13 protein-coding genes are annotated in these 19355 nt (G+C 60.8%); 7 read left to right on the top strand and 6 right to left on the bottom strand.

Annotated features, from left to right (window positions below; all coding sequences use genetic code 11):
- Positions 1 to 9 precede the first annotated feature (9 nt).
- On the bottom strand, positions 10 to 2496 hold the full coding sequence (locus tag EI293_RS02875; protein ID WP_125435493.1) for a TonB-dependent receptor domain-containing protein: 2487 nt from the start codon (positions 2494 to 2496) through the stop codon (positions 10 to 12).
- A 405-nt stretch (positions 2497 to 2901) separates the two neighbouring features.
- Here EI293_RS02875 and EI293_RS02870 point away from each other — a divergent pair, with 405 nt between their 5' ends.
- Positions 2902 to 3924 (top strand): sensor histidine kinase, encoded by a 1023-nt coding sequence (locus EI293_RS02870; RefSeq protein WP_170170215.1) that lies wholly within the window; start codon positions 2902 to 2904, stop codon positions 3922 to 3924.
- A gap of 178 nt (positions 3925 to 4102) precedes the next feature.
- A complete protein-coding gene (locus tag EI293_RS02865) occupies positions 4103 to 4858 on the top strand; it encodes a LytR/AlgR family response regulator transcription factor (RefSeq protein ID WP_125435489.1) in 756 nt (251 codons plus the stop codon).
- Positions 4859 to 5014: 156 nt separating this feature from the next.
- On the opposite strand, the gene EI293_RS02860 is transcribed toward EI293_RS02865, so the two are convergent.
- The 3 genes from EI293_RS02860 to EI293_RS02850 form a co-directional block, all read right to left on the bottom strand.
- Positions 5015 to 7609: a TonB-dependent receptor domain-containing protein gene (locus EI293_RS02860; RefSeq protein ID WP_170170214.1), complete on the bottom strand. Its 2595-nt coding sequence runs from the start codon at positions 7607 to 7609 to the stop codon at positions 5015 to 5017.
- A 119-nt stretch (positions 7610 to 7728) separates the two neighbouring features.
- The gene (locus EI293_RS02855; protein WP_125435486.1) at positions 7729 to 8571 is read right to left on the bottom strand and encodes an ABC transporter permease; all 843 of its coding nucleotides are present in this window, start codon (positions 8569 to 8571) and stop codon (positions 7729 to 7731) included.
- Positions 8572 to 8622: 51 nt separating this feature from the next.
- Entirely contained in the window at positions 8623 to 9555 is a 933-nt protein-coding gene (locus EI293_RS02850) for an ABC transporter ATP-binding protein (protein ID WP_125435484.1), read from the bottom strand.
- Between the two features lie 240 nt (positions 9556 to 9795).
- On the opposite strand from EI293_RS02850, the gene EI293_RS02845 reads away from it, so the two are divergent.
- Together EI293_RS02845 and EI293_RS02840 are read left to right on the top strand one after the other, a co-directional pair.
- Positions 9796 to 11067: a sensor histidine kinase gene (locus tag EI293_RS02845; protein WP_125435482.1), complete on the top strand. Its 1272-nt coding sequence runs from the start codon at positions 9796 to 9798 to the stop codon at positions 11065 to 11067.
- Between the two features lie 79 nt (positions 11068 to 11146).
- Positions 11147 to 11881: a LytR/AlgR family response regulator transcription factor gene (locus EI293_RS02840; RefSeq protein ID WP_125435480.1), complete on the top strand. Its 735-nt coding sequence runs from the start codon at positions 11147 to 11149 to the stop codon at positions 11879 to 11881.
- Positions 11882 to 11985: 104 nt separating this feature from the next.
- Here the strand turns inward: EI293_RS02840 and wrbA are convergent, their stop codons facing one another.
- Positions 11986 to 12597: an NAD(P)H:quinone oxidoreductase gene (gene wrbA, locus EI293_RS02835; RefSeq protein WP_125435478.1), complete on the bottom strand. Its 612-nt coding sequence runs from the start codon at positions 12595 to 12597 to the stop codon at positions 11986 to 11988.
- Positions 12598 to 12932: 335 nt separating this feature from the next.
- Here wrbA and EI293_RS02830 point away from each other — a divergent pair, with 335 nt between their 5' ends.
- The 3 genes from EI293_RS02830 to EI293_RS02820 are packed head-to-tail and all read left to right on the top strand — an operon-like array spanning position 12933 to position 15604.
- Complete coding sequence (locus EI293_RS02830) at positions 12933 to 13622, top strand: RNA polymerase sigma factor (protein WP_125435476.1); 690 nt, start codon at positions 12933 to 12935, stop codon at positions 13620 to 13622.
- Positions 13603 to 15213, top strand: coding sequence for an outer membrane beta-barrel protein (locus EI293_RS02825; RefSeq protein ID WP_125435474.1), 1611 nt, complete (start codon positions 13603 to 13605; stop codon positions 15211 to 15213). Before EI293_RS02830 ends, EI293_RS02825 begins: the two co-directional genes overlap by 20 nt.
- Before the next feature lie 49 nt (positions 15214 to 15262).
- Entirely contained in the window at positions 15263 to 15604 is a 342-nt protein-coding gene (locus EI293_RS02820) for a DUF6970 domain-containing protein (protein ID WP_125435472.1), read from the top strand.
- Positions 15605 to 15699: 95 nt separating this feature from the next.
- Here the strand turns inward: EI293_RS02820 and EI293_RS02815 are convergent, their stop codons facing one another.
- Positions 15700 to 19179, bottom strand: coding sequence for an RCC1 domain-containing protein (locus EI293_RS02815; protein ID WP_125435470.1), 3480 nt, complete (start codon positions 19177 to 19179; stop codon positions 15700 to 15702).
- Positions 19180 to 19355 lie beyond the last annotated feature (176 nt).

The following is a 19355-nucleotide window of genomic DNA, read 5'->3' as shown; positions in this document are numbered from 1 at the left end:
AGGTCAACCCTATCCGCCTTGCTGGCCGCCGCCGCTGCCGCCTTTGGAATCGTCGTTGCGGATACTTTTGCGCTGGCGCTGGCCGCCTTCCAGCTTACCGAAGCGGTAGTTGAAGGAAAGGCGGGCGTTGCGCTGGTAGGAGTAAAAAATACCCTGGTTGACGAAGTCCGGCGTGGTGGTAGTGCTGCGGAACTCGCGGCCGGGGGCCAGGAAGTTGTTGGCGCCCAGCGTGAGGTCGGCCTTCTCCTTGAGTAGCGTTTTCTTCAGGCTCAGGCCGTAGTACACGCCGCCCGAGTAGCGCGTCTGCAGCTCCACGCCACCGGTCCAGAAGCCGCCGTAGCCCTGCGCCACGTAGGTTTTGCCCAGCTTCACGGAGGAGTTGAGGTTCATGTAGGCGGAGGCCCGGCGGCTGACGCGGTTGAGCTGGCGGCTGCGCAGATTGGTGTAGTCGCCGCTGATGTTGCTGCTCAGGTCCCAGCCCGTAACTGGTTTCCAAGAGCCGTACAGGTTCAGGCCGTAGTTGGTGTTGGTAGCCAGGTTGCCGTAGGTGGTTTCGTTGCGGGCACGTTCCTGGTTATAGATGCTCACGCGCTCAATGGAATTGCCCACGCGCCGCATAAACCCGGAGGCGTTCAGGGAGAATTTCTCCCCGAACGTACCGTACGTCAGCTCCAGCAGCTGGGCCAGCTCGGGGCGCAACTCGGGGTTGCCGAAGTTCACCGAGTTGGGCGTCACCTGGTTTACGTAGGGGTTCAGGTAGTAGATGTGGGGCCGCTGAATGCGCCGCGAATAGCTCAGACGCAGCGTTTCGCCGTCTTTGCGGAGGGTGCGGGTGGCGTTCAGGTTGGGCAATACATTCAGGTAGTTATTCTGAAAGCGGCCGGCCTCGTTCTGGAACTCGCCCGCAATGCCCGTGCGCTCCAGGCGCGTGCCCAGGCTGAACGCGTACTTCTTCAGCGAAAAATTATAGGTGCCGTAAGCCGCCAGTACGTTCTGGTCGTAATCGAACTGATTGGAGCGGAGCGCACTGCGCACAAAGCCGGACTGCTGGCCGGTCAGCAGGGTGTCCAGCACATAATCACTGCTGACTTGGCGACGGATGTGCTTGGCCCCGACTTCCAGCGTGTTTTTCTCCCCGAAAGGCTGGGTGTAATCTGTCTGGAAGGTGGTTTCGAGGTTGCGGGCCAGATTAAGGCTGGCTTCCTGGTATTCCAGCGGCCCCCGGCGCACCTCCGGGCTGCCGTATTGGTCGAGGCGGTACTGCTCGCGGTTACGGTTGTTGGTGTGTTGGGCCAGTACGCTCCACTCGCGGCGCGGCTGCTTGTCGCCGAAGGTGCGGGTGTAGCCCGCGTTCAGGTCGAAGCTGCGGTTCTGGTCCTGGCGGTTGATGTCGCGGGTGTAGAGTGTATCCAGCGCGGGCTGGCCCTGGTACTGGTTGAACAGCTCTTGGGGCGCATCATTGGCGTAAAGGTTGCCGTTGCCGCTGATGGTGAAGCTGTGTAGCGGTGAGGGGTCATACGTTAGCTCCACCTGGCCGTAGCCACCCTGGCCCTGGTTGCGCGAGGTGGTGCGCTCAGTCAGCCGGCCAGTGGTGCCGTCGGGCAGAAAGCTGGTACGCTCGGTGCTGCTCCTGAACGGGTACAGGTTTCGAAAGCCGCTGAGCTTGGTATTCACCCCGAATACGCCCCGCTTGGCGTTTAGGCTGCCGTTGAGACTCTGGTTACGGTTGCCGCCACTGGCTCCCACGCTGCCGCTGGTGCCCTGCAAGCTGCTTTTCTTGAGCACGATGTTGATAACCCCACCGGAACCCTCGGCATCATACTTCGCCGACGGCGACGTGATGACTTCAATGGCCTTTACCTGGTCGGCCGGAATCTGCTTCAACGCTTCCGCCAAGTTACCCGCCAGCAAAGCGGAAGGCTTGTTGTTGATGAGAATCCGCACGTTGCTGGTGCCCCGCAGCTGCACGTTGCCTTCCCCATCGAGGTTCACCAGCGGGGTTTTGCGCAGAATGTCGGCCACGGTGCCGCCAGTGTTGCTGGCGTCCTGGTCGGCGTTGTACACGAGGCGGTCGGGCTTGGTTTCCACCACTGGCCGCTCCCCGGTCACCGTCACGCCGCCCAGGTTCTGCGCCGAGGCCGTGAGGGCCAGAGTACCCAGCGCCTGAGGCTCAGCGGTGATAGTCACGTTTTCCAGGCGGCTGCCGTAGCCCACAAAGCTGATTTGCAGTCGAAACGCGCCGACGGGTAGGTCGCGCAGTTCAAACTTGCCGTCGGCGTCGCAGGTGCCGCCCAGTAGCGGTGTGGCACCGGTAGCGGGCAGCAGGGCCACGGTGGCATATTCCACGGGCTTCTGGGTGGCGGCATCTACCACGCGCCCACTGAGGCGGCCGGGGCCTTTGGCAGCCGGTACGGCCACCGCTGAGAGAGAAGTCTGGGCGTGCACAGTGGGGGAGGCCACGGTGGCCAGCAGGAGCAGGGGGAATAGCTGCTTCATAGAGAATGATACAAGAGAATAGCGAAGCCCGACAGCATCGGAGCGAAAAGAATCAGCAACGAAACGATGTAAACGTAGCGGGTATTTCAGGCGTAGAGCCAAGTAATTCAACCAACGTTGCGTGTACTCTCAACCAAATTGGTTTTTCCTTCACTTAACCATCGGGGCGGCAGGTTCCGCTCATGCGCAGAACGGCTTGTAGGGTCTTACTGCCGGGTTGGTTGAAGAGCGCGCCGAAAGTTGTTGAAAAGCTGCCCGACAAGGCGCGTCTATTTGGTACTTTGAGCTGCCGGCCGGTAGTTGCCGGTCGTTTTGTTCTGTATGCCCGCGCCTTTCTTCGTGCCGCGCCGCCCCCGGCCGGCTTTTCAGCTTCCTTCTTTTCTTAGGGGTCTGCCCTGGCCGCATATGGCCTGGGTAGGGCTGCTGTTGTATTTCGATGTGCAGGGGTGGCTGCTGCACCAGGGGGTGCTGGTGCCGCCGCTCAAGGACAACTTCTGGCCGCTGGCCATCACCACCGATATTCTCGATTCGGGCCTGTTTTATCTGAACTGGCTGCTGATGCCCCAGCTGTTTGCCCGGCGGCAGCTGGGCCTGTACCTGCTGGTATTGGTAGCCGGGCTGGCCGCCTTCTGTGGCCTGCGCATCGGGGTCAGCTACTATTTTGACGAGGTAAAAGTGCAGGGCGTATCGCAGCCGTTGGCGTACTATGTGCAGGTGCTGCAGTCCTATTACTTTCTGCTGGGCGGGCTGATTTTGCTGCTGAGCTTTTTCGTGCGGCTGGCTGGCGACTACCTGCAGGAGCGTGATAACCGGCAGGAGCTGGAAAAGCAACATCTGCGGACGGAGCTGGAGCTGCTCAAGACCCAGCTGCATCCGCACTTCCTATTCAACACGCTCAACAACATATACTCGCTCACGCTCAATGGCTCTCCGCAGGCTCCGGAAGCGGTACTGCGTCTGGCCGAACTGATGCGCTACCAGCTCTATGACAGCGCCGACGACTTGGTGCCGCTGGCCCGGGAAATCGGGCATCTGCAGAGCTTCCTGACCCTGCAACATCTACGCCTGCCCACCGATGACGCCGATGAGGCCATTCAATTTACGGTGCTACTGCCGCCCGGAGCCGAGCATGTGTGCCGCCTGCCGCCCATGCTGCTGCTGCCGCTGGTGGAAAACGCCTTCAAGCACGGCGACCTCACGGCCCGGCCCCACGTAGTGCGCCTCTCCCTGCGGCTCACCGAGGACGGGCAGCTACATTTTCTGGTGCGCAACCGGGTGGCGCCGGAAGCCGCCGACCCGGGCGGCGTGGGACTGGTCAACCTGCGTCGCCGTCTGGCCCTGTTGTACCCTGGCCGCCATACACTGGCCATTACCGCCAACGCTGAAGAATACGCCGCCCGGCTTTCTTTGCAGATAGCGGGCGGGTAAGGCTAGCGCCGGAGATGATGACCACCGAGATTCAGTTGCCAAGCCAGATTGTTACATCTGCGGATTGATAGGGTATCAGACTTCTTTGCGCGTAAGCTTTTCTGGCGGATCTGACGTAACCGTTGCAGCTATCTGACCACTGTATCTCTTTCCTTTTTTTCTTAAATCTCCTTGCCTGATGGAACCACCCGTTACGCGTCGTCCGCTAAGCTGCGTGGTGGTAGATGATGAGCCGCTGGCGCTGAAAGTGCTGGTCGATTACTGCGCGCAGGTGCCGTTTCTGGAGTTGCTGGGGCAGTTTCATGATGCCCTGACGGCCGTGGCGTTTCTGCAGGATACTCCCGTAGACGTGGTGTTTCTGGATATTCAGATGCCCCGGCTCACCGGCCTGCAGCTGGCGCAGCTGCTGCCGGCCCCGGGCCCCCGCATCATCTTCACCACCGCTCACCCCGATTACGCCGTGCAGAGCTACGAGCTGCCCGCCCTCGATTATCTGCTCAAACCCATTTCCTTCGAGCGGTTTGTGCAGGCGGCGCACCGCGCCCGGGCCGCGCTGCACCAGCCCGCTCCAGCTACTGCTCCCGCTGAAACGCCGGACCCGGCTGCTACTGCCGATGAAGCCCTATTTGTGCGCCACGATAACCGCCTGCGCCGGGTGTTGGTAGATGATATGTACTACGTGGAAGGCCAGAAGGAATACCTGATGTACTACACCGCCACCGGCAAAATCCTCACGCTACAGTCATTCCGCAAGCTGGAGGAAATGCTGCCCACCGGCCGCTTCGTGCGCATCCACAAATCCTACCTTATCAACCTGCGCCACCTGGAATTTGTGGAGCGCCACCGCGTGCAGGTGCACGGCGCCAGCCTGCCCATCGGGGAAACCTACCGGGAGGCGTTCCTGGAGTTGCTGCGCTACCACGGAAAACTGTAGCTGTTATTGCGAAGACGAAGGACGAAGCAATCCGTCCTTTGCTAAGCACTGATAAGCAGAAAGCCCCTGACGTTATCAACGTCAGGGGCTTTTAACTGAGTACGAAGTCGGGAGCAGGAAAAACGACGTATTACTGCTCGCTGCTTGCAATGACAGTTACTGCTGGCTCTGTCCGTCGCTGCCTTGCTTCACGTCGTCGTTCTGGATGCTGCGGCGGCGTTTGGGGGCCTGCTGGGTTACTTTCCCGAAGCGGTAGTTGAAGGCCAGGCGCACCCCGCGCAGGTAGATGTAGTTGTTGCTTTCCTGCCGGAACTGGTCGGTATCGAGGGTGGAGCGTAGGTTACGGGTGGCCGAGAGGAAGTTATCGGCGTTCAGGGTCAGGTCGGCTTTGTCCTTGAGCAGGTTTTTGCGCAGACCCAGCGAGTAGAACGTCCAGGCCGCCTGCTTGCCCTGCAGCTGCACGCGCGGCGAGTTCAACCCCCCGAAAAACTGCAGGCTCAGGCCCTTCTCAAATTTGTAGCTGGAGTTCAGGTTCAGATTGTACATCACCCCGCTGTTGGAATACGCGGCCGTGTTGATGGCTCCGTCCTCGAAGCTCAGGGCCGGGCTTTTCAGCGACACGTAGTACACGTTCAGGTTGCCGCTCACGTCCCACTTCGGCATGGGTTTTACCGAGGTAAACAGGCTCGTGCCAAACGTGGCATTGCGGCCGATGTTGCTGAATGTCTGCACGTTTACGCCGTTGCGGTCAATGTAGCGCACGGCCTCAATGGCATTGCCGGTGCGGCGGGCGTAGGCACTCAGGTTCAGCACTGAGCCTTTGATAAAGGTGGTGTAGTTGATTTCGTAGCTGTTGGTCAGCTCGGGCTCCAGTTCCGGATTACCAAAGCTCACGTTCAGCGAGTCGGAGGAGTTCCGGAAGGGGTTCAGGTAAAAAATCTGGGGCCGTTGAATGCGCTTTGAATAGGCTATGCGTAGTGTCTGGCCAGGTTTCTTGGGGTTCTGAGGCTGGTAGCTCAGACTCAGGTTCGGCAGTACGCTCAGGTAGTTCTGCTTCACGCTGGAGTTGTCGCTCTGCTGCTGCTGGAAGCTGCCGGTGATGCGCGTATTTTCCGCTCGGGCCCCCAGCTTGAAACTTACTTTTTTCGAGGCCGAGAAGCCGTAGGTGCCGTAGGCCGCCAGTACATCCTGGTTGTAGTCGAAGAGGTTGGAGCGGTTGGCGTTGAACACCGGGTCGATGTTACTGCCGGTGAGGGGGCTCGTGAATACATCGTAGTCGCTGCTCACGCGGCGCAGAATGGCCTTGGCGCCGGTTTCGAGCAACGCGGTTTCCGAGAACGGATGGGCATAATCGGTCTGGAGCGTGGTTTCGAGGTTGCGCGAGAGGTTGTCAGATTCTTCCCGGTAGTCCTTGGCGGCATTTTCGGTGGTGCGGCCCGCAAACTGGTCGAGGTAATAGGCCTGCACGTTGCGGTTGCGGGTGTGCTGGGCCAGCACGCTCCACTCGCGGCGCTTCTGCTCAAAGGTGCGGGTGTAGGAGCCGTTCACGTCGTAGCTCTGGGTGCGGAAGCGCCGGTCCGTGTCACGGGTAAACTCATCGGCCACGGGCAGCAGCAGGTTGTTAAACTGCCCGTAGTTGCCGCTGTTGCGGAACAGGTTGCCCTGCACGTTAAGCGTGAGGTTGTGGTACTGGGCCGGGTCGTAGTCCAGCCCCAGCCGCCCGAAGCCGCCGCCGCCCAGCGTGTTACCGTCGCCCTGCTGCTCCAGGGCCAGCCGCTCGTTGCCGCTGCCGTCTTTGAGGTAGCGCGTGAGGTCGTTGCGGTTGGGGCTGTAGAAGCCAAATCCGCTCAGGGAGCTGCTCAGGCCCACTTTACCTTTGCGGTAATTCAGGGAAGCGTTGCCGTTGGAGCTACGCGTACCAGCTGCCAGCCCCACCGAGCCATTTATGCCCTCCAGGTTATTCTTCTTGAGAATGATGTTGATGATACCGCCCGTGCCCTCGCCGTCGTACTTGGCCGAGGGCGTGGTAATCACCTCCACGCTCTTGATCTGGTCGGCGGGAATCTGCTTCATGGCATCGGCCACCGAGGAGGCCACCACGCCCGAGGGCTTGTTGTTGATGAGTACCCGCACGTTGCTGGTGCCGCGCAATTCCACGTTGCCTTCGGGGTCCACGTTCACCAGGGGCACTTTGCGCAGCACATCGGCCGCCGTGCCGCCGCTGTTGGTGATGTCCTTCTCGGCATTGTACACAATGCGGTCCGGCTTGGTCTCAATCACGTCCCGCTCGCCGGTTACCGTCACTTCCCCCAGTTTCTGGGCCGATGATTCCAGGCTCACGGCGGGCACGGTGGTCAGGCCCGCGCCAATGGTCACGTTGCGCGTCTGGGTGGCGTACCCGATAAAGCTGATTTGTAGCCGAAACTCGCCGGCGGCCAGCCCCTGTAGCTTAAAGCGGCCCCGCTCATCGCACACGCCGCCATCCAGCGGGGTGTTGCCGCTCAGAGGCAGCAGCGTGATAGTAGCAAACTCCACGGGCTTCTTGGTAGCCGCGTCGAGCACGGTGCCTTCGAGGCGGCCGGAGCCTTTGGCAGTATTCGACAGAATTGGTTTGGCCGTTGCGGCGGGCTGGGCCGGCATGCCAGCCGGCCGCTGCCCTGCTGCCGGAGCTCCGGCAGGCGGTGTGGTTTGAGCCAGAACCGGAGCTGTCAGCAAGCCAGTTAGCAGCAAAGGGAGGGTAGCGTGTTTCATCAGATATAACAGGAGAGGAGTTGCAAAGAGAGGAAAAGGGGAGCGGAGCGAAAAGCGAAGGTTGCCGAAAGGCTGAAAAGGATGCCTGAACCGTTGCAGAAGGCCGGTGAGCCGATACTTTAGTTGGTGACGTTGCGGCGGTACAGCACCAGGTAGCCCAGCAGCAGCGCGCCGGCAAACCAGCCCAGCGAATACCATTCGTGCTTTGCCAGCTCATGCGCGGTTTCCAGCACGCCGGCCTTAGTCATTTTCAGCGAAGCCGACGTGCCCAGCGGCGCGGCGTACGGAATCTTGTCTATATGCTCCCAGCTCAGCAGCGCAATAGTGGCCACCACCGCGCCCATGCCCACGCCCACCGGCACCACGAAGGAGCGCCACAGCAAACTTACAATGTACTGCACCGCCAACAGTCCCAAAGTGGCCACGTAGGTGCGGCCCAGCATCCAGAGCACCGGGGTAAGCGGCACCGCGTGCAGCTGAAAACCCAGCTTCGGCCGCACTGCGGCCAGCAGGAATCCGGCGCCCAGCAGCAGGGCCACGAACAGTAGCAGGGCCACGGCGTTCAGGGCCAGAATCAGCAGCAGCTTGGAGCCAAATACCGCGCCCCGGCCTACCGGCTGCGCATACAGGTGCTTCCAGGCGGTGGCCTTGGTTTCCACGTTCACCACCAGGCTCGTGAGCAGCACCACAAACAGCGGCAGCAGCAGCGTACCAGCCGTTTGCCAGGCTGCCATAATGAAGCGGGGCCACGGGCTGCCGCCGGCCTTCATGATAATGTCGCCCTTGAAAAAGAAGATCAGGAAGGCAATGAGTACGGGGAACAGGCCGCTGAGCAGCGTCAGGCGCAGGGCGGCGGTGCGGCGCAGCTTCAGCGCATCGGCCGAAAGGGTGCGGCGCAGTTGGGTGAGTGGCGCGGGCGCGGCGGGCAGCGTCAGGAAATCGGGCGTAAGGGCAGCTTCCATAGCACAGAATAAAAGGAGAATGGACGATAGAAAAGGAGGCAGCAGGGATGATTACACCAGCTCTTTCACTTCGGTGAGATGGAGGAAGGTGTCTTCCAGACTGGGCTGCTCCAGCCGCAGGCCGTAAAGTGGCTGTCCGGCCGCTATCAGGGCTGCCGCAACTTCAGCCGAATGCTCTTTGTTCAGCCAGGGCAGCCAGAGCGTACCGGCCGCAGGTACGGTTGCCCCTGCCAGCAGGCGCGGCAGCAGGTTGCGGCACCGGTCGGCATCTTCGGTTTCCAGCACCAGCCGGGCGCGGCCGGTTTGCAGCCGCTGCAAATCGGGCAGGCTGCCCTGAAACACCAGTCGCCCCTGCTGAATCACGCCGACGTGGGTAGCTACTTTCTCGATTTCATTGATGAGATGACTGCTGACCACGATGGTTTTACCGTGCTCTTGGCGCAGGCGCGTCAGTAGCTCGCGCATCTCAATGATGCCGCTCGGGTCGAGGCCGTTAGTGGGCTCATCCAGCAGCAGCAGGTCGGGGTCGGAGAGGAGGGCAATGGCCAGCCCCAGCCGCTGCCGCATGCCCAGAGAATACTCGCGGGCCGCGCGGTGGGCATTATCGGTCAGGCCGACCAGTGCCAGTACCTCGGCGGTACGGTGGGCTGGTACGCCCCACAGGCGGCGGGTGGCTTCCACGTTTTCCCGGCCGCTGAGATGGTCATAGAGCGACGGATTCTCGATGAGCGCGCCCACCCGGTTCAGCAACGCTACCCGGTGCCGGGCCATATCGTGCCCGAACAGGTGGATGGAGCCGGCCGCCGGCCGGAGCAGGCCCAGCAGCAGCCGCATGGTGGTGCTTTTGCCGGCCCCGTTCGGTCCCAGAAAGCCGTAAATACTGCCCGGCTCCACCCGCAGGTTTACTTCGTGCAGAATGGGGCGGGAGCCGAAGCGGAAATCGAGGCCCCGGGTTTCCAGGAGGGGGAGGGATGCTGAGTTCATAGCGCAGAAAGACAGTGAGGACGGCAGCAAACGTAGCAACCCACTTTCCGGCAGCCAGCCCAATTCAACCAACCCGTATGCCCCACCCCGAAACGACGGTTTTCTCCGCGCAAACCCGTTTTTCGGACACTGTATTCGCGTTCTGCGCGTTAACCCGGCCGGTCGGGGCGTTGGCGGTGCCCGCATCGGTGTTCATTGAAAAAAGTCCGGTTTTGGGCCGGCGGCGTACTATTTTCGAGGATGGAAGTTTTGTCCGAGCCCTTGGTTGCGCCCGTCGTGCAAGAGTCTGCCGTTACCTCCCGGCGTGGCTGGCGGGCTCGCCTGCGGCCGCTGCTGCGGCCCACCACGTGGTCGGCGGCGGCCGAGGTGACGCCGGTGCCACGCTGGGTGCATGTGCTGCTGGGGCTGTGGCTGCTGGGGCTGGACGCGCTGAAGGTGGGCAACGTCATTTCCCTGCTGCCCCGCTTTCCCGCCACCCTGTCCGAGTGGCAGCCGTTGCTACCGCTGCTGGGCCGGTTGCTGCTGGAAGATGCCTGCGCTGCCGCGTTGTTTTACCTCACTTGGGGCTGGCTGATTCCGCGCACCCTGGGCCGGGCGCGGGTGATGCAATACGTACTGCTGGCAGCGGTGCTGGTGCTGCCCTATGCTATGCTCATCGGCTGGGTAACCACCCAAACCTCCCGCAAGGGCGTGCAGATTTCGGCCTACCGCGTCACCACCCCCCGACCGGGCCAGAAGTCGGTTACCACGGTGGTGAGCGGCAGAAAAACCGGACCCGACGCGCCGGAACTGTGGATGCGCATCCTTAGCTCGGGTATTGTGGGCGTGTTCATCATCGGCAGCAGCTCGGCCCTGCGCGTTACCGGCGACTATGTTCGGGGCCAACGCAAACGCCGTGAGATGGAGCGGCAGCAATTGCTCACGGAGCTGGCCATGCTCAAAACCCAGATCAACCCGCACTTCCTGTTTAATACGCTCAATAACATCTACTCGCTTACCAGCCGAAAGTCCGATAAAGCCCCGGAAGCAGTGCTGCGGCTGGCGGAAATCATGCGCTACCTGCTCTACGAAAGCAGCACCGACACCGTGCCGCTGAGCCGGGAAGTAGCCCATTTGAGCAGCTTTCTGGATTTGCAGCGGCTGCGGCTGTCGGCTTCTGCGCAGGAGGCTATCCGGTTTGAGGTAGAAGGTACCTCACCCGATTGCGCCCACCCTATAGCCCCGCTGCTGCTGCTGCCGCTGGTAGAAAACGCCTTCAAGCACGGCGACCTCACGGCCCGGCCGGTAGCCGTGCATATTTCCCTGCTGCTGGCTTCCGATGGCCTGCTGCGCTTCTCAGTGCTCAATCATGTGGCTCCTGCCGATGCCGAGCGGGAGCTGCCTAAACAGCCCGGCGGCGTGGGCCTAGTCAATCTGCACCGCCGTCTGGAGTTGCTGTATCCCGGTCGGTATGCCCTCGATGTGCAAACGCCGCCCGGCCAGCACCTGGTCACGCTGGTCCTGCTGCAGTAGCGCAAGAGTCTATAAGTTAACTTGCTTCTCGCAACCCTGCCTCGTCAACTCACTATTTCACTACCTCACTATTTCACTGATGACCTGTGCTATCCTCGATGATGAACCCCTGGCTCTCGACCTGTTGGCTGACTATTGTGCCCAGGTGCCGGGGCTGGAGTTGAAAGGGCAGTTTGATGACGCGCTGGTGGGGCTGGCGTTCCTGCAGGATAACCCCGTTGACGTGGTATTTCTGGACATCCATATGCCCCGGCTCACTGGCCTCCAGTTGGCCCAATTGCTGCCGCAGCCCGGCCCGCGCATCATCTTCACTACCGCCTACGACCAGTACGCCGTACGCAGCTACGAGCTCAACGCCTCCGATTATCTGCTCAAGCCCATTGCTTTTGAGCGGTTCGTGCAGGCTGTGCAGAAGGTGCGCCAGCAGCTCCAGCCTGCTTCCACAACGGCGGCTCCGGTTTCTGTTGCCCCCGCAGATGTCACGCCCACGGCTCCGGATGCCATGTTCGTGAAAAACGACCACCGCCTCCAGCGCGTGGCTTTCGACGATATCCTGTACATCGAGGGGATGAAGGAATATCTGATGATTTATACCGCTACTGGCAAGGTGCTCACGCTACAGTCGTTCCGGCGGGTGGAGGAAGTGCTGCCGCCGGATCGGTTTGCCCGCATTCATAAGTCCTTTCTGGTAGCCCTGAGCCGCATTGAGCATGTAGAGCGCGGCAAAGTGCAGGTCGCCGGCCGTCTCCTGCCCATCGGTGACACTTACCGCGACTCATTCAACTCCCTCATCAAAGCATATAACCTGCTCTGAGATAAGTCAAGGAGAGTAAGGGTAAAAAGGCAAAGCACAGATAAACCCGCTATGGATTTGTCTGTGCTTTGCTCTTTTTACCCTTATTCTCTTTGACCTGCCGCTTACTTTGCCAGTTTCTTGGCAATTTCGGCTGTGTGGCGTCCTTGGAATATGGCTCCCTCCAACTCATTGGAGCTGGGCTGCCGTTCTCCCTGGCCGCCGGCCACGGTGCTGGCACCGTAAGGGGTGCCGCCCGTCACTTCATGGTGGCCCATCTGACCCTGCCAAGCGTAGGGCAGACCGACTAGCACAAAGCCGTGGTGCAGCAGCATGGTATGCACCGCCCGGATGGTGGTTTCCTGACCGCCATGTTGCGTGGCCGTGCTGACAAAAGCGCCGCCAACTTTGCCTACCAGCGCCCCCTGGCTCCACAGTCCACCGGTGCTGTCCCAGAAAGCTTGCATCTGGCCGCACATGTTGCCGTAGCGCGTGGGCACGCCTACCACAATGGCATCGTATTCCTTCAGTTCATCCACCGTTACCACCGGAACGTGGCCGAATGCCTTCTGCGCTTCCGTGGCTCCTATCTGGTCGAGCAACTCTTTGGGCAGGGTTTCGGGCACACGCTTCACAAATACTTCGTTGTCGGCTACCTGGCGGGCACCTTCGGCTACGGCTTCCGCCAGCTTGTAGGCATGGCCGTAAGTGGAGTAAAACAGCACAAGAGTTTTCATCGGAATGTGGGGTTAGGTAGGAAGATAGTTGACTCATGTATCTACATGCCGGAGGTAGTGTGGGTTGCGAAAGTCGGAATGTTATATTCCGAAGAAACTGTTGCTGAAAGGATTATCTTGCTGCTCATGAAAAACGCCCGGGCCTATGCAACCTCCGGCAACCCGGCGGCACTCTTATCGGCGTTGCCCTCCTTTATTCCTGCCGGGGCGCACATACCTCCGTTATTGACTTCGCAGCATATGCAGCATTCTTACTTGCGCGGAAGCCTCCTCCTGCCAGAGGAAACCGCTGGTGAGCGTCTTACAGCCGGACCCCGCCAGGGCCGGAATGCCCGATGAGCGCCCTTTCGGCTACGTTGGGTGGCGGTGGGCTGCGTAGCCTGCTGCCCAACGGCGCGGCTGCGCGCCCGGAGTCCTTATCCTCGTCGTTATCCGCTCCTGTGCGCACCCTCACCCCGCCTTCCCAGCTTTCCGACCTGGAGCTGATTGACGGTTGCCTTGCTGGTAGCCGCCTGATGCAGAAGTACCTCTACGAACGATTTGCCGGCCGCATGATGGCCGTGTGCCTGCGCTACGCCCAAACCACTTTCGAGGCGGAGGATGTGCTGCAGGAAGGGTTTCTGACGGTATTCAAGAACCTGAGCAGCTTCCGGCGGGAGTGCCCGCTGGAATTCTGGATTCGCCGTATCATGGTGAATGCCGCCCTGCGCCAGCACCGCCGCAACGCCCCACTGGTAGCCGTAAGCGACGGAGGCGAATACCCGGAGGACCTGATGGGCGAAGAGTTTACGCTCTCCAACTACAACTTCGAGGAGCTGCTGAACCTGATTCAGGAACTGGCCCCGCGCTACCGCATGGTGTTCAACCTGTTTGCCATTGAAGGCTACGGCCACAAAGAAATCGGCGACATGCTGGGCATCTCCGAAGGCACCAGCAAGTCGCAGTACTCCCGCGCCCGGGCCATTTTGAAAAGTAAAATCGAACGTCTCGACGCTCACCGCTCCCATGGCAGCTTCCGCTCCTAATACACCTGATTCTCCCACCCCGCGCCCTACCGGCGACCTGGAGCACCTGTTTCAGCAGAAATTTGCTGAAGCTGAGGTGACGCCGCGCGCCAGCCTCTGGGACCAGCTCGACCATGAGCTGGTGGTGCAGCAGCACGAACAGATAGTCCAGGAAAATACTACGTACCGCCGCCGCCTGGTAGTACACCGCTGGGTGGCTGCCGCGTGTCTGCTGCTGGCCCTGGGGTTCGGTAGCTGGGCTTTCCTGGGCAATAGTGGCCTGAACTATTCTCCGGAGCTGGCGGCTGCACTGCCCGGCTCCGGCACTTCGGCTGAAAATGGTGCCGGTTTCCGCCTGGGCGAGGATGCAGCCACTGGGGCAACGGTAGCTTCCGGGGCATCTTCGGGCGGTGCTGCGGCGGCCGGTAGCTTAGCTTCTGTTACCGAAAACGGCATGGGCAGCCAGCAAGCCTCGGAAGGTGCTACTGCACCGGCTGGCCAGCGTTCCGGCCTTGGGCAAATGCTGGCCGGGCTTTACGAATCGATAACCGGTGGGCGTAGCGGCTATGATGCCGGGCAACTATCTGACGAGGAGAGGGGCAGTCGGCAGTACGCTGCCGGAACCGCCAGCCTGTTTGCCAGTCATTCGCCCGCCGCAGAAAATGCCTTTTTCGCAGGCTTCAGCCTGATGGAGCCCCGGGCGGCCTACCTGCGCAACAACCTGGGGTTGCGTCGCCCTGATACGCTGAAGCCGGCTCTGTTGGCTGTACCGCAGGCCCCGGCCCAAATGCAGGAGCTGGCCGCCGTGGAGTCTGAGCAGAAAGAAACCCCCAAGCTATGGAAGCGCCTGCGCCTGGGCGGTAGCCTGGCTGCCGGTTCCTTCAGCCCTAATATCAACTTCTCGCATACAGACGGCCGCGTGAAGGCCGACCCCGTTACGACGGCTCTGCGCAGCTATTACCAGGATGAAGCCGAGAATGAATATCGCCGCAATCTGCGGGCCGGCCTCAGCCAACGCGTAGCCCTCACGGCCTCCTACGCCCTCAACAAGCACTGGACGCTGACCGGCGGGGCTGAAGTGGCGGAGCAGCGGGCTACCTCGGCTACTACCTATGGCTTTATTGACGGCAAGCAGCTAGGCCGGGAAGCCGCCGATATTTTCAGCCGGCCCGCTGCCTACAACGCCGCCCCGGCCCAGCCCCGCACTACCTCCTACCATTACCGCACGGCTGCCGTGCCGGTGGGGGTGCGCTACGGCTCTAACAAAGCTGGTCTGTCGCTCTATGCCAAAGTGGGCGCGGCAGTGAGTGTATTGCTGAGCAGCCGCTCGGAGTTGGAAGGCTCGCCGGAAGCTACCCGGACGTACAGCGCAAAATCAACCGACTCCCCGTACCGGCAGGTTCTGACTTCCCTGCGCGGGGGAGCGGGGGTGCGCTACCAGCCAGCAACGGCCAGCTGGAGCCTAGCCGTAGGCCCCGCAGCCGAAACGTACCTGACAACCCTCAACGCCAACCCCAGCCAGCGCGTGGTCAACCAAAGCCGGCCGTACAGCGTGGGCCTGGAAGCCAGTGTAGAGTTTGGAACTCCCAAACCTATGTCGGGTGTACAATAGTCGTGGCTCACTTGCCGCCAGTCTCATGAACCGCTTTTCTATTTGTCTGTTGTCGTGGCTCCTTCTGCTGGGGGGAGCTACTTCCTGCTCCAGCTACCTGGAAGATGCTGCCCCAACTTGCCCCGGCGGCTTTTCGGCTACGCTCACCGAGCAGCTCCGGCAGAAGCCCAAGCAAACGCCGGCCGCTGAAATAACCCAGTACACCTACCAGAACCGAACGGTGTACCTGGTTACCGGCGGCCCCGCTACCAACTACAGCTATCTGTTTGATACCTGTGGCAACGTAATCTGCGCGGCAGCCGGCGGCCCCGCCAACAACGGGGACGGCCGCTGCGCCGATTTTACCGCCACGGCCACTAACCCGGTTCTTATCTGGCGCGACCCCCGGTAGAGGTAGGAAACCTCACAGAAAAAGCCCGTCTCCAGTCACTGAAGGCGGGCTTTCGCATAACTGCTGAACCTGTTGCAATGGGCGTCTGCCTCGTTTTATTCGTGTACTATCCGTAGAACCGCTTGTTGGGCTCCTTGCTGCAAACGAAGTAGATACAATCCAGAAGGCAAAGCACCAGCCTGGGGTATCGTCAGGGTAGAGCCAGCAGATACATATAGTGTCTGCTGCCACAGCACGCGGCCGGTAGCATTCAGCAGGCTGATGATGGCCGGGCCACGCTGCCAAGGCCGAAGGTGTACCTGCACACCGGTGCTACCAAACGGCACTGGCCACGCGGTGAGTGGGGCTTCGGGGGCCGGGGCGGCAGCAACTGCCGACGGGGTGGCCGTTAGCACTTGGTTGCCCAGTGTGAGCATTAGGGGGACTGTGCCTAGCGGGCTCTGGCCAAGCTGGCCAACCTGGTTGTTGCCCCAGGCCCAGAGCGTACCGTCTGCACGGATGACCAGGGCATGGCTGCTGCCGGCCGCGTAGCTGACCCAGTTAGTTGGGGAGGAAAGTTGCACTGGTGCCGGCCGGTCAGTAGCGGTGCCATCCCCCAATTGGTGAATTCCATTGAGGCCCCAGGCCCAGCTTGTACCATCCTGGCGTACTGCCAGGGTGTACCCGCGGCCGGTCACCACGCTTCGCCAAGTAGTGCCCGGTGCAATTTGTACGGGTACGATAGAGTATTTCTGAGCACCAGTGCCCAGCAGGTCGAAGTAGACGCTGCCCCAGGCCCAGAGCGTGCCATCTTCCCGAATGGCCGTTGTATGTACTGTGCCAGCACTAACACTTTTCCACTTTGAGCCCGGTGCTACCTGCACGGGTCCATACTGGTATAGGTCAAGAACACCATTGCCCAAGAGGCCATGCTGGTTTTCGCCCCAGGTCCAGAGCGTACCATCTTCCCGAATGGCGGCCGTATGCTCATGGCCGGCACTCACACTTTTCCACTTGCTGCCCGGCATTACGGGAACCGGGGAGAACAGCGCCCAGGCGGCTCCTGGTAGAACATTGCCGCTAAAGGAATTGTAGCCCCAACCCCACAGGGAGCCGTCGCGCCGGATGGCCATCGTATATCTATAGCCGGTGCTTACACTTCGCCAGGTGGTGTCGGCACTGACGAGTGCGGGAACCACGCGGGGCTGATGGTTGAAGTCGATATAGGCCAGCCCCCAACCCCACAGGGTACCATCTTGGCGGATTGCGGCTATGTGGTCCCAGCCGCAGCCCATGGTTTTCCATTTGCTGCCCGGCGCTACCTGGGTGGGAGAGGAGTGGCCAATGGTTGTGCTGTTTCCAAGTTGCCCATTGTCGTTGCTCCCCCAGGTCCATAGGCTGCCATCGGACTGCAAGCCGGCTGAGAAAGAGTAGCCGGCGCTGACCTGTTGCCAGGTAGGCTGGACAATGGAGCGGGGAGCAAGCTGACTGGTCGTACTGCCGTTACCCAACTGCCCATGTGTGTTGCTCCCCCAGGTCCAGAGGCTACCATTCTGCTGGATACCGACCGAGGAAGCGTTAGTGGTCAGGGTTTGCCATCGGCCAGCCCCAGGTACCCGCGTGGGCTGTAGCAGCGGATCTGTGTTGCCCATGCCGAGCTGGCCGTTGGTGTTGTTACCCCAGGTCCAGAGGCTGCCATCCTGCTGTAGCGCCGCCGAGTGAGTAGGGCCGGCCGCCAAGGTTTGCCAGGTGGTGGCCGTGCCAATCTGAACGGGAATAAGGGAGTTGCCTGTAGAACCAGTGCCTAGCTGCCCGGCTGCGTTGCTGCCCCAGGTCCAGAGGCTGCCATCCTTGCTGATGCCAATAGTGTGTTGGTTGCCGGCTTTTACTTCTCTCCACGCATTTGGAGTTCCTTGCGGAGGGTAGAGCCGGCTGAGCGTAAGCCAGGGGGTAGTAGAGTTATTGCCGAACTGCCCTGAGGAATTCAGGCCACACCCGAACAAAGTGCCGTCTTGCGCTAGTGCCACCGTATAGCCTTGTCCTGAGGAAGCCTGCAGGATGCCATTGCCCAGATGAACAGGCACTAGTCGTCGAATTTTGTCGCCGGTACCCAGCTGGCTTTGGTCGTTATTCCCCCAGGCCCATAATCTGCCGCCTTCTTCAATGGCTACTACGTGACTGGCGCCAGCATTTACGCTCCACCACCTGCGCCCTTGGGCCAGCGAATCAATTTGCCGGGGCCGGTAGTGCTCCACAGTAGTTCCATCCCCAAGCTGTCCGAACTCATTGCCGCCCCAGCTCCACAATGTGCCGTCCTGGCGGATAGCTACGGTATAGCCAGGGCCCGCGCTGGCGCTAAGCCAGGATGTAAGCGTGCCGAGCTGTGTGGGCGCGGTTCGGGCAATGGTAGTGCCATTCCCAAGCTGTCCACGCTGGTTGTTGCCCCAGGTCCACAGTGTCCCGTCCTGTCGCACGGCTACTGTGTGGGTGCTGCTGGTGCTAACGCTGCGCCAGGTAGAATTAAGTACTTGGCCAGCAGTGCTGAGTGCAACGGGAAACAGCGTTGCACTACCTATCTGCCCGGCAGTATTGGTGCCCCAGCTCCAGAGTGAGCCATCTTGGCGCACGGCTAGCGTGTGGCGTCCAATGGCTACCGTGTACTGCCAACTGGAGCCCGGGTGTATCTGGTAGCTGTTTTCCCGAATGTAGCTGCTGTGGTTACCAAGCATGAAAGTAGTGCCGTTGCCAAGCTGCCCAGACGTATTGTCACCCCAGGTCCACAGTGCTCCACTTTCTTGCACGGCAGCTACATGGTACTCGCCCGCACTGGCCTGCAACCATTTGGTATTGGGTTGTATTTCGTAGGGGTTAGCATTTCCATAGTAGCCACTCGGCGAGGTGCTGCCCCAGTGCCAAAGGCTCCCGTTCTGCTGAATGCCGATGGATTGACTACCCCCGGCATCAATGCTTTTCCAGACGGTGCCGGGCTTTACCTGCACGGGTTCCGCCGAGCTAAGCATCGTATCGTTGCCTAGTTGGCGGCAGACGTTGCTGCCCCAGGCCCAGAGCGTGCCGCTCTGCTGCAATGCTAGGTAGTGTTGGTACCCGGCACTTACCGTTTGCCAGGTATTCAGCGTACCGAACCGCTGAGGGATAAGCTGGTTGTTGCCCCATATCCATAGGGTGCCATCTTGGCGCACGGCCACAGTGGTAGCGGCAGAGGTTGCTACACTCAGCCATTTCGTGCCCGGTGCTACCTCAACAGGCACTACTTTATCCGTTTTGGTGCCCGTGCCCAGTTGTCCGGTTCCATTACTTCCCCAGGTCCAGAGGGTACCATCCAGCCGAATGGCAGCGGAGTGATTAGCTCCTATGCTCACCGTTTTCCACTGGGTGCCAGTAAGAATTGGTACGGGCGCGGGCCGGTTGCTGGTGGTACCATCTCCAAGCTGCCCGTATCTGTTGTCGCCCCAGGCCCAGAGGCTGCCATTGGGATGGATGAACAGGGTGTGCGACTGGGCCGTGGCGGGCATACACCACGCGCTGCTCAACCACACCAATAATGCCAGCCAGAAGCCGGGTAAAAGTCGAATCATACAAATTGGTATCCTGTTAGTAAAAAGAGGGGGCAAGATACTGGGCGAAGCGGTGCCTCAGGACAGGCAGCGGAAAATACTATGAAAGAACTGCCCCATCAGGCAGGCTCTATCCGCAACGCCCCGAACCATCTGCCCCGGATTACAGTTATCATAGGCTACCCTTTTCAAGCCCT

It is taken from the genome of Hymenobacter perfusus (assembly GCF_003944765.1).
GTDB classification, from domain to species: Bacteria; Bacteroidota; Bacteroidia; order Cytophagales; family Hymenobacteraceae; genus Hymenobacter; species Hymenobacter perfusus.
This window is presented reverse-complemented; position numbering and strand designations above follow the sequence as displayed.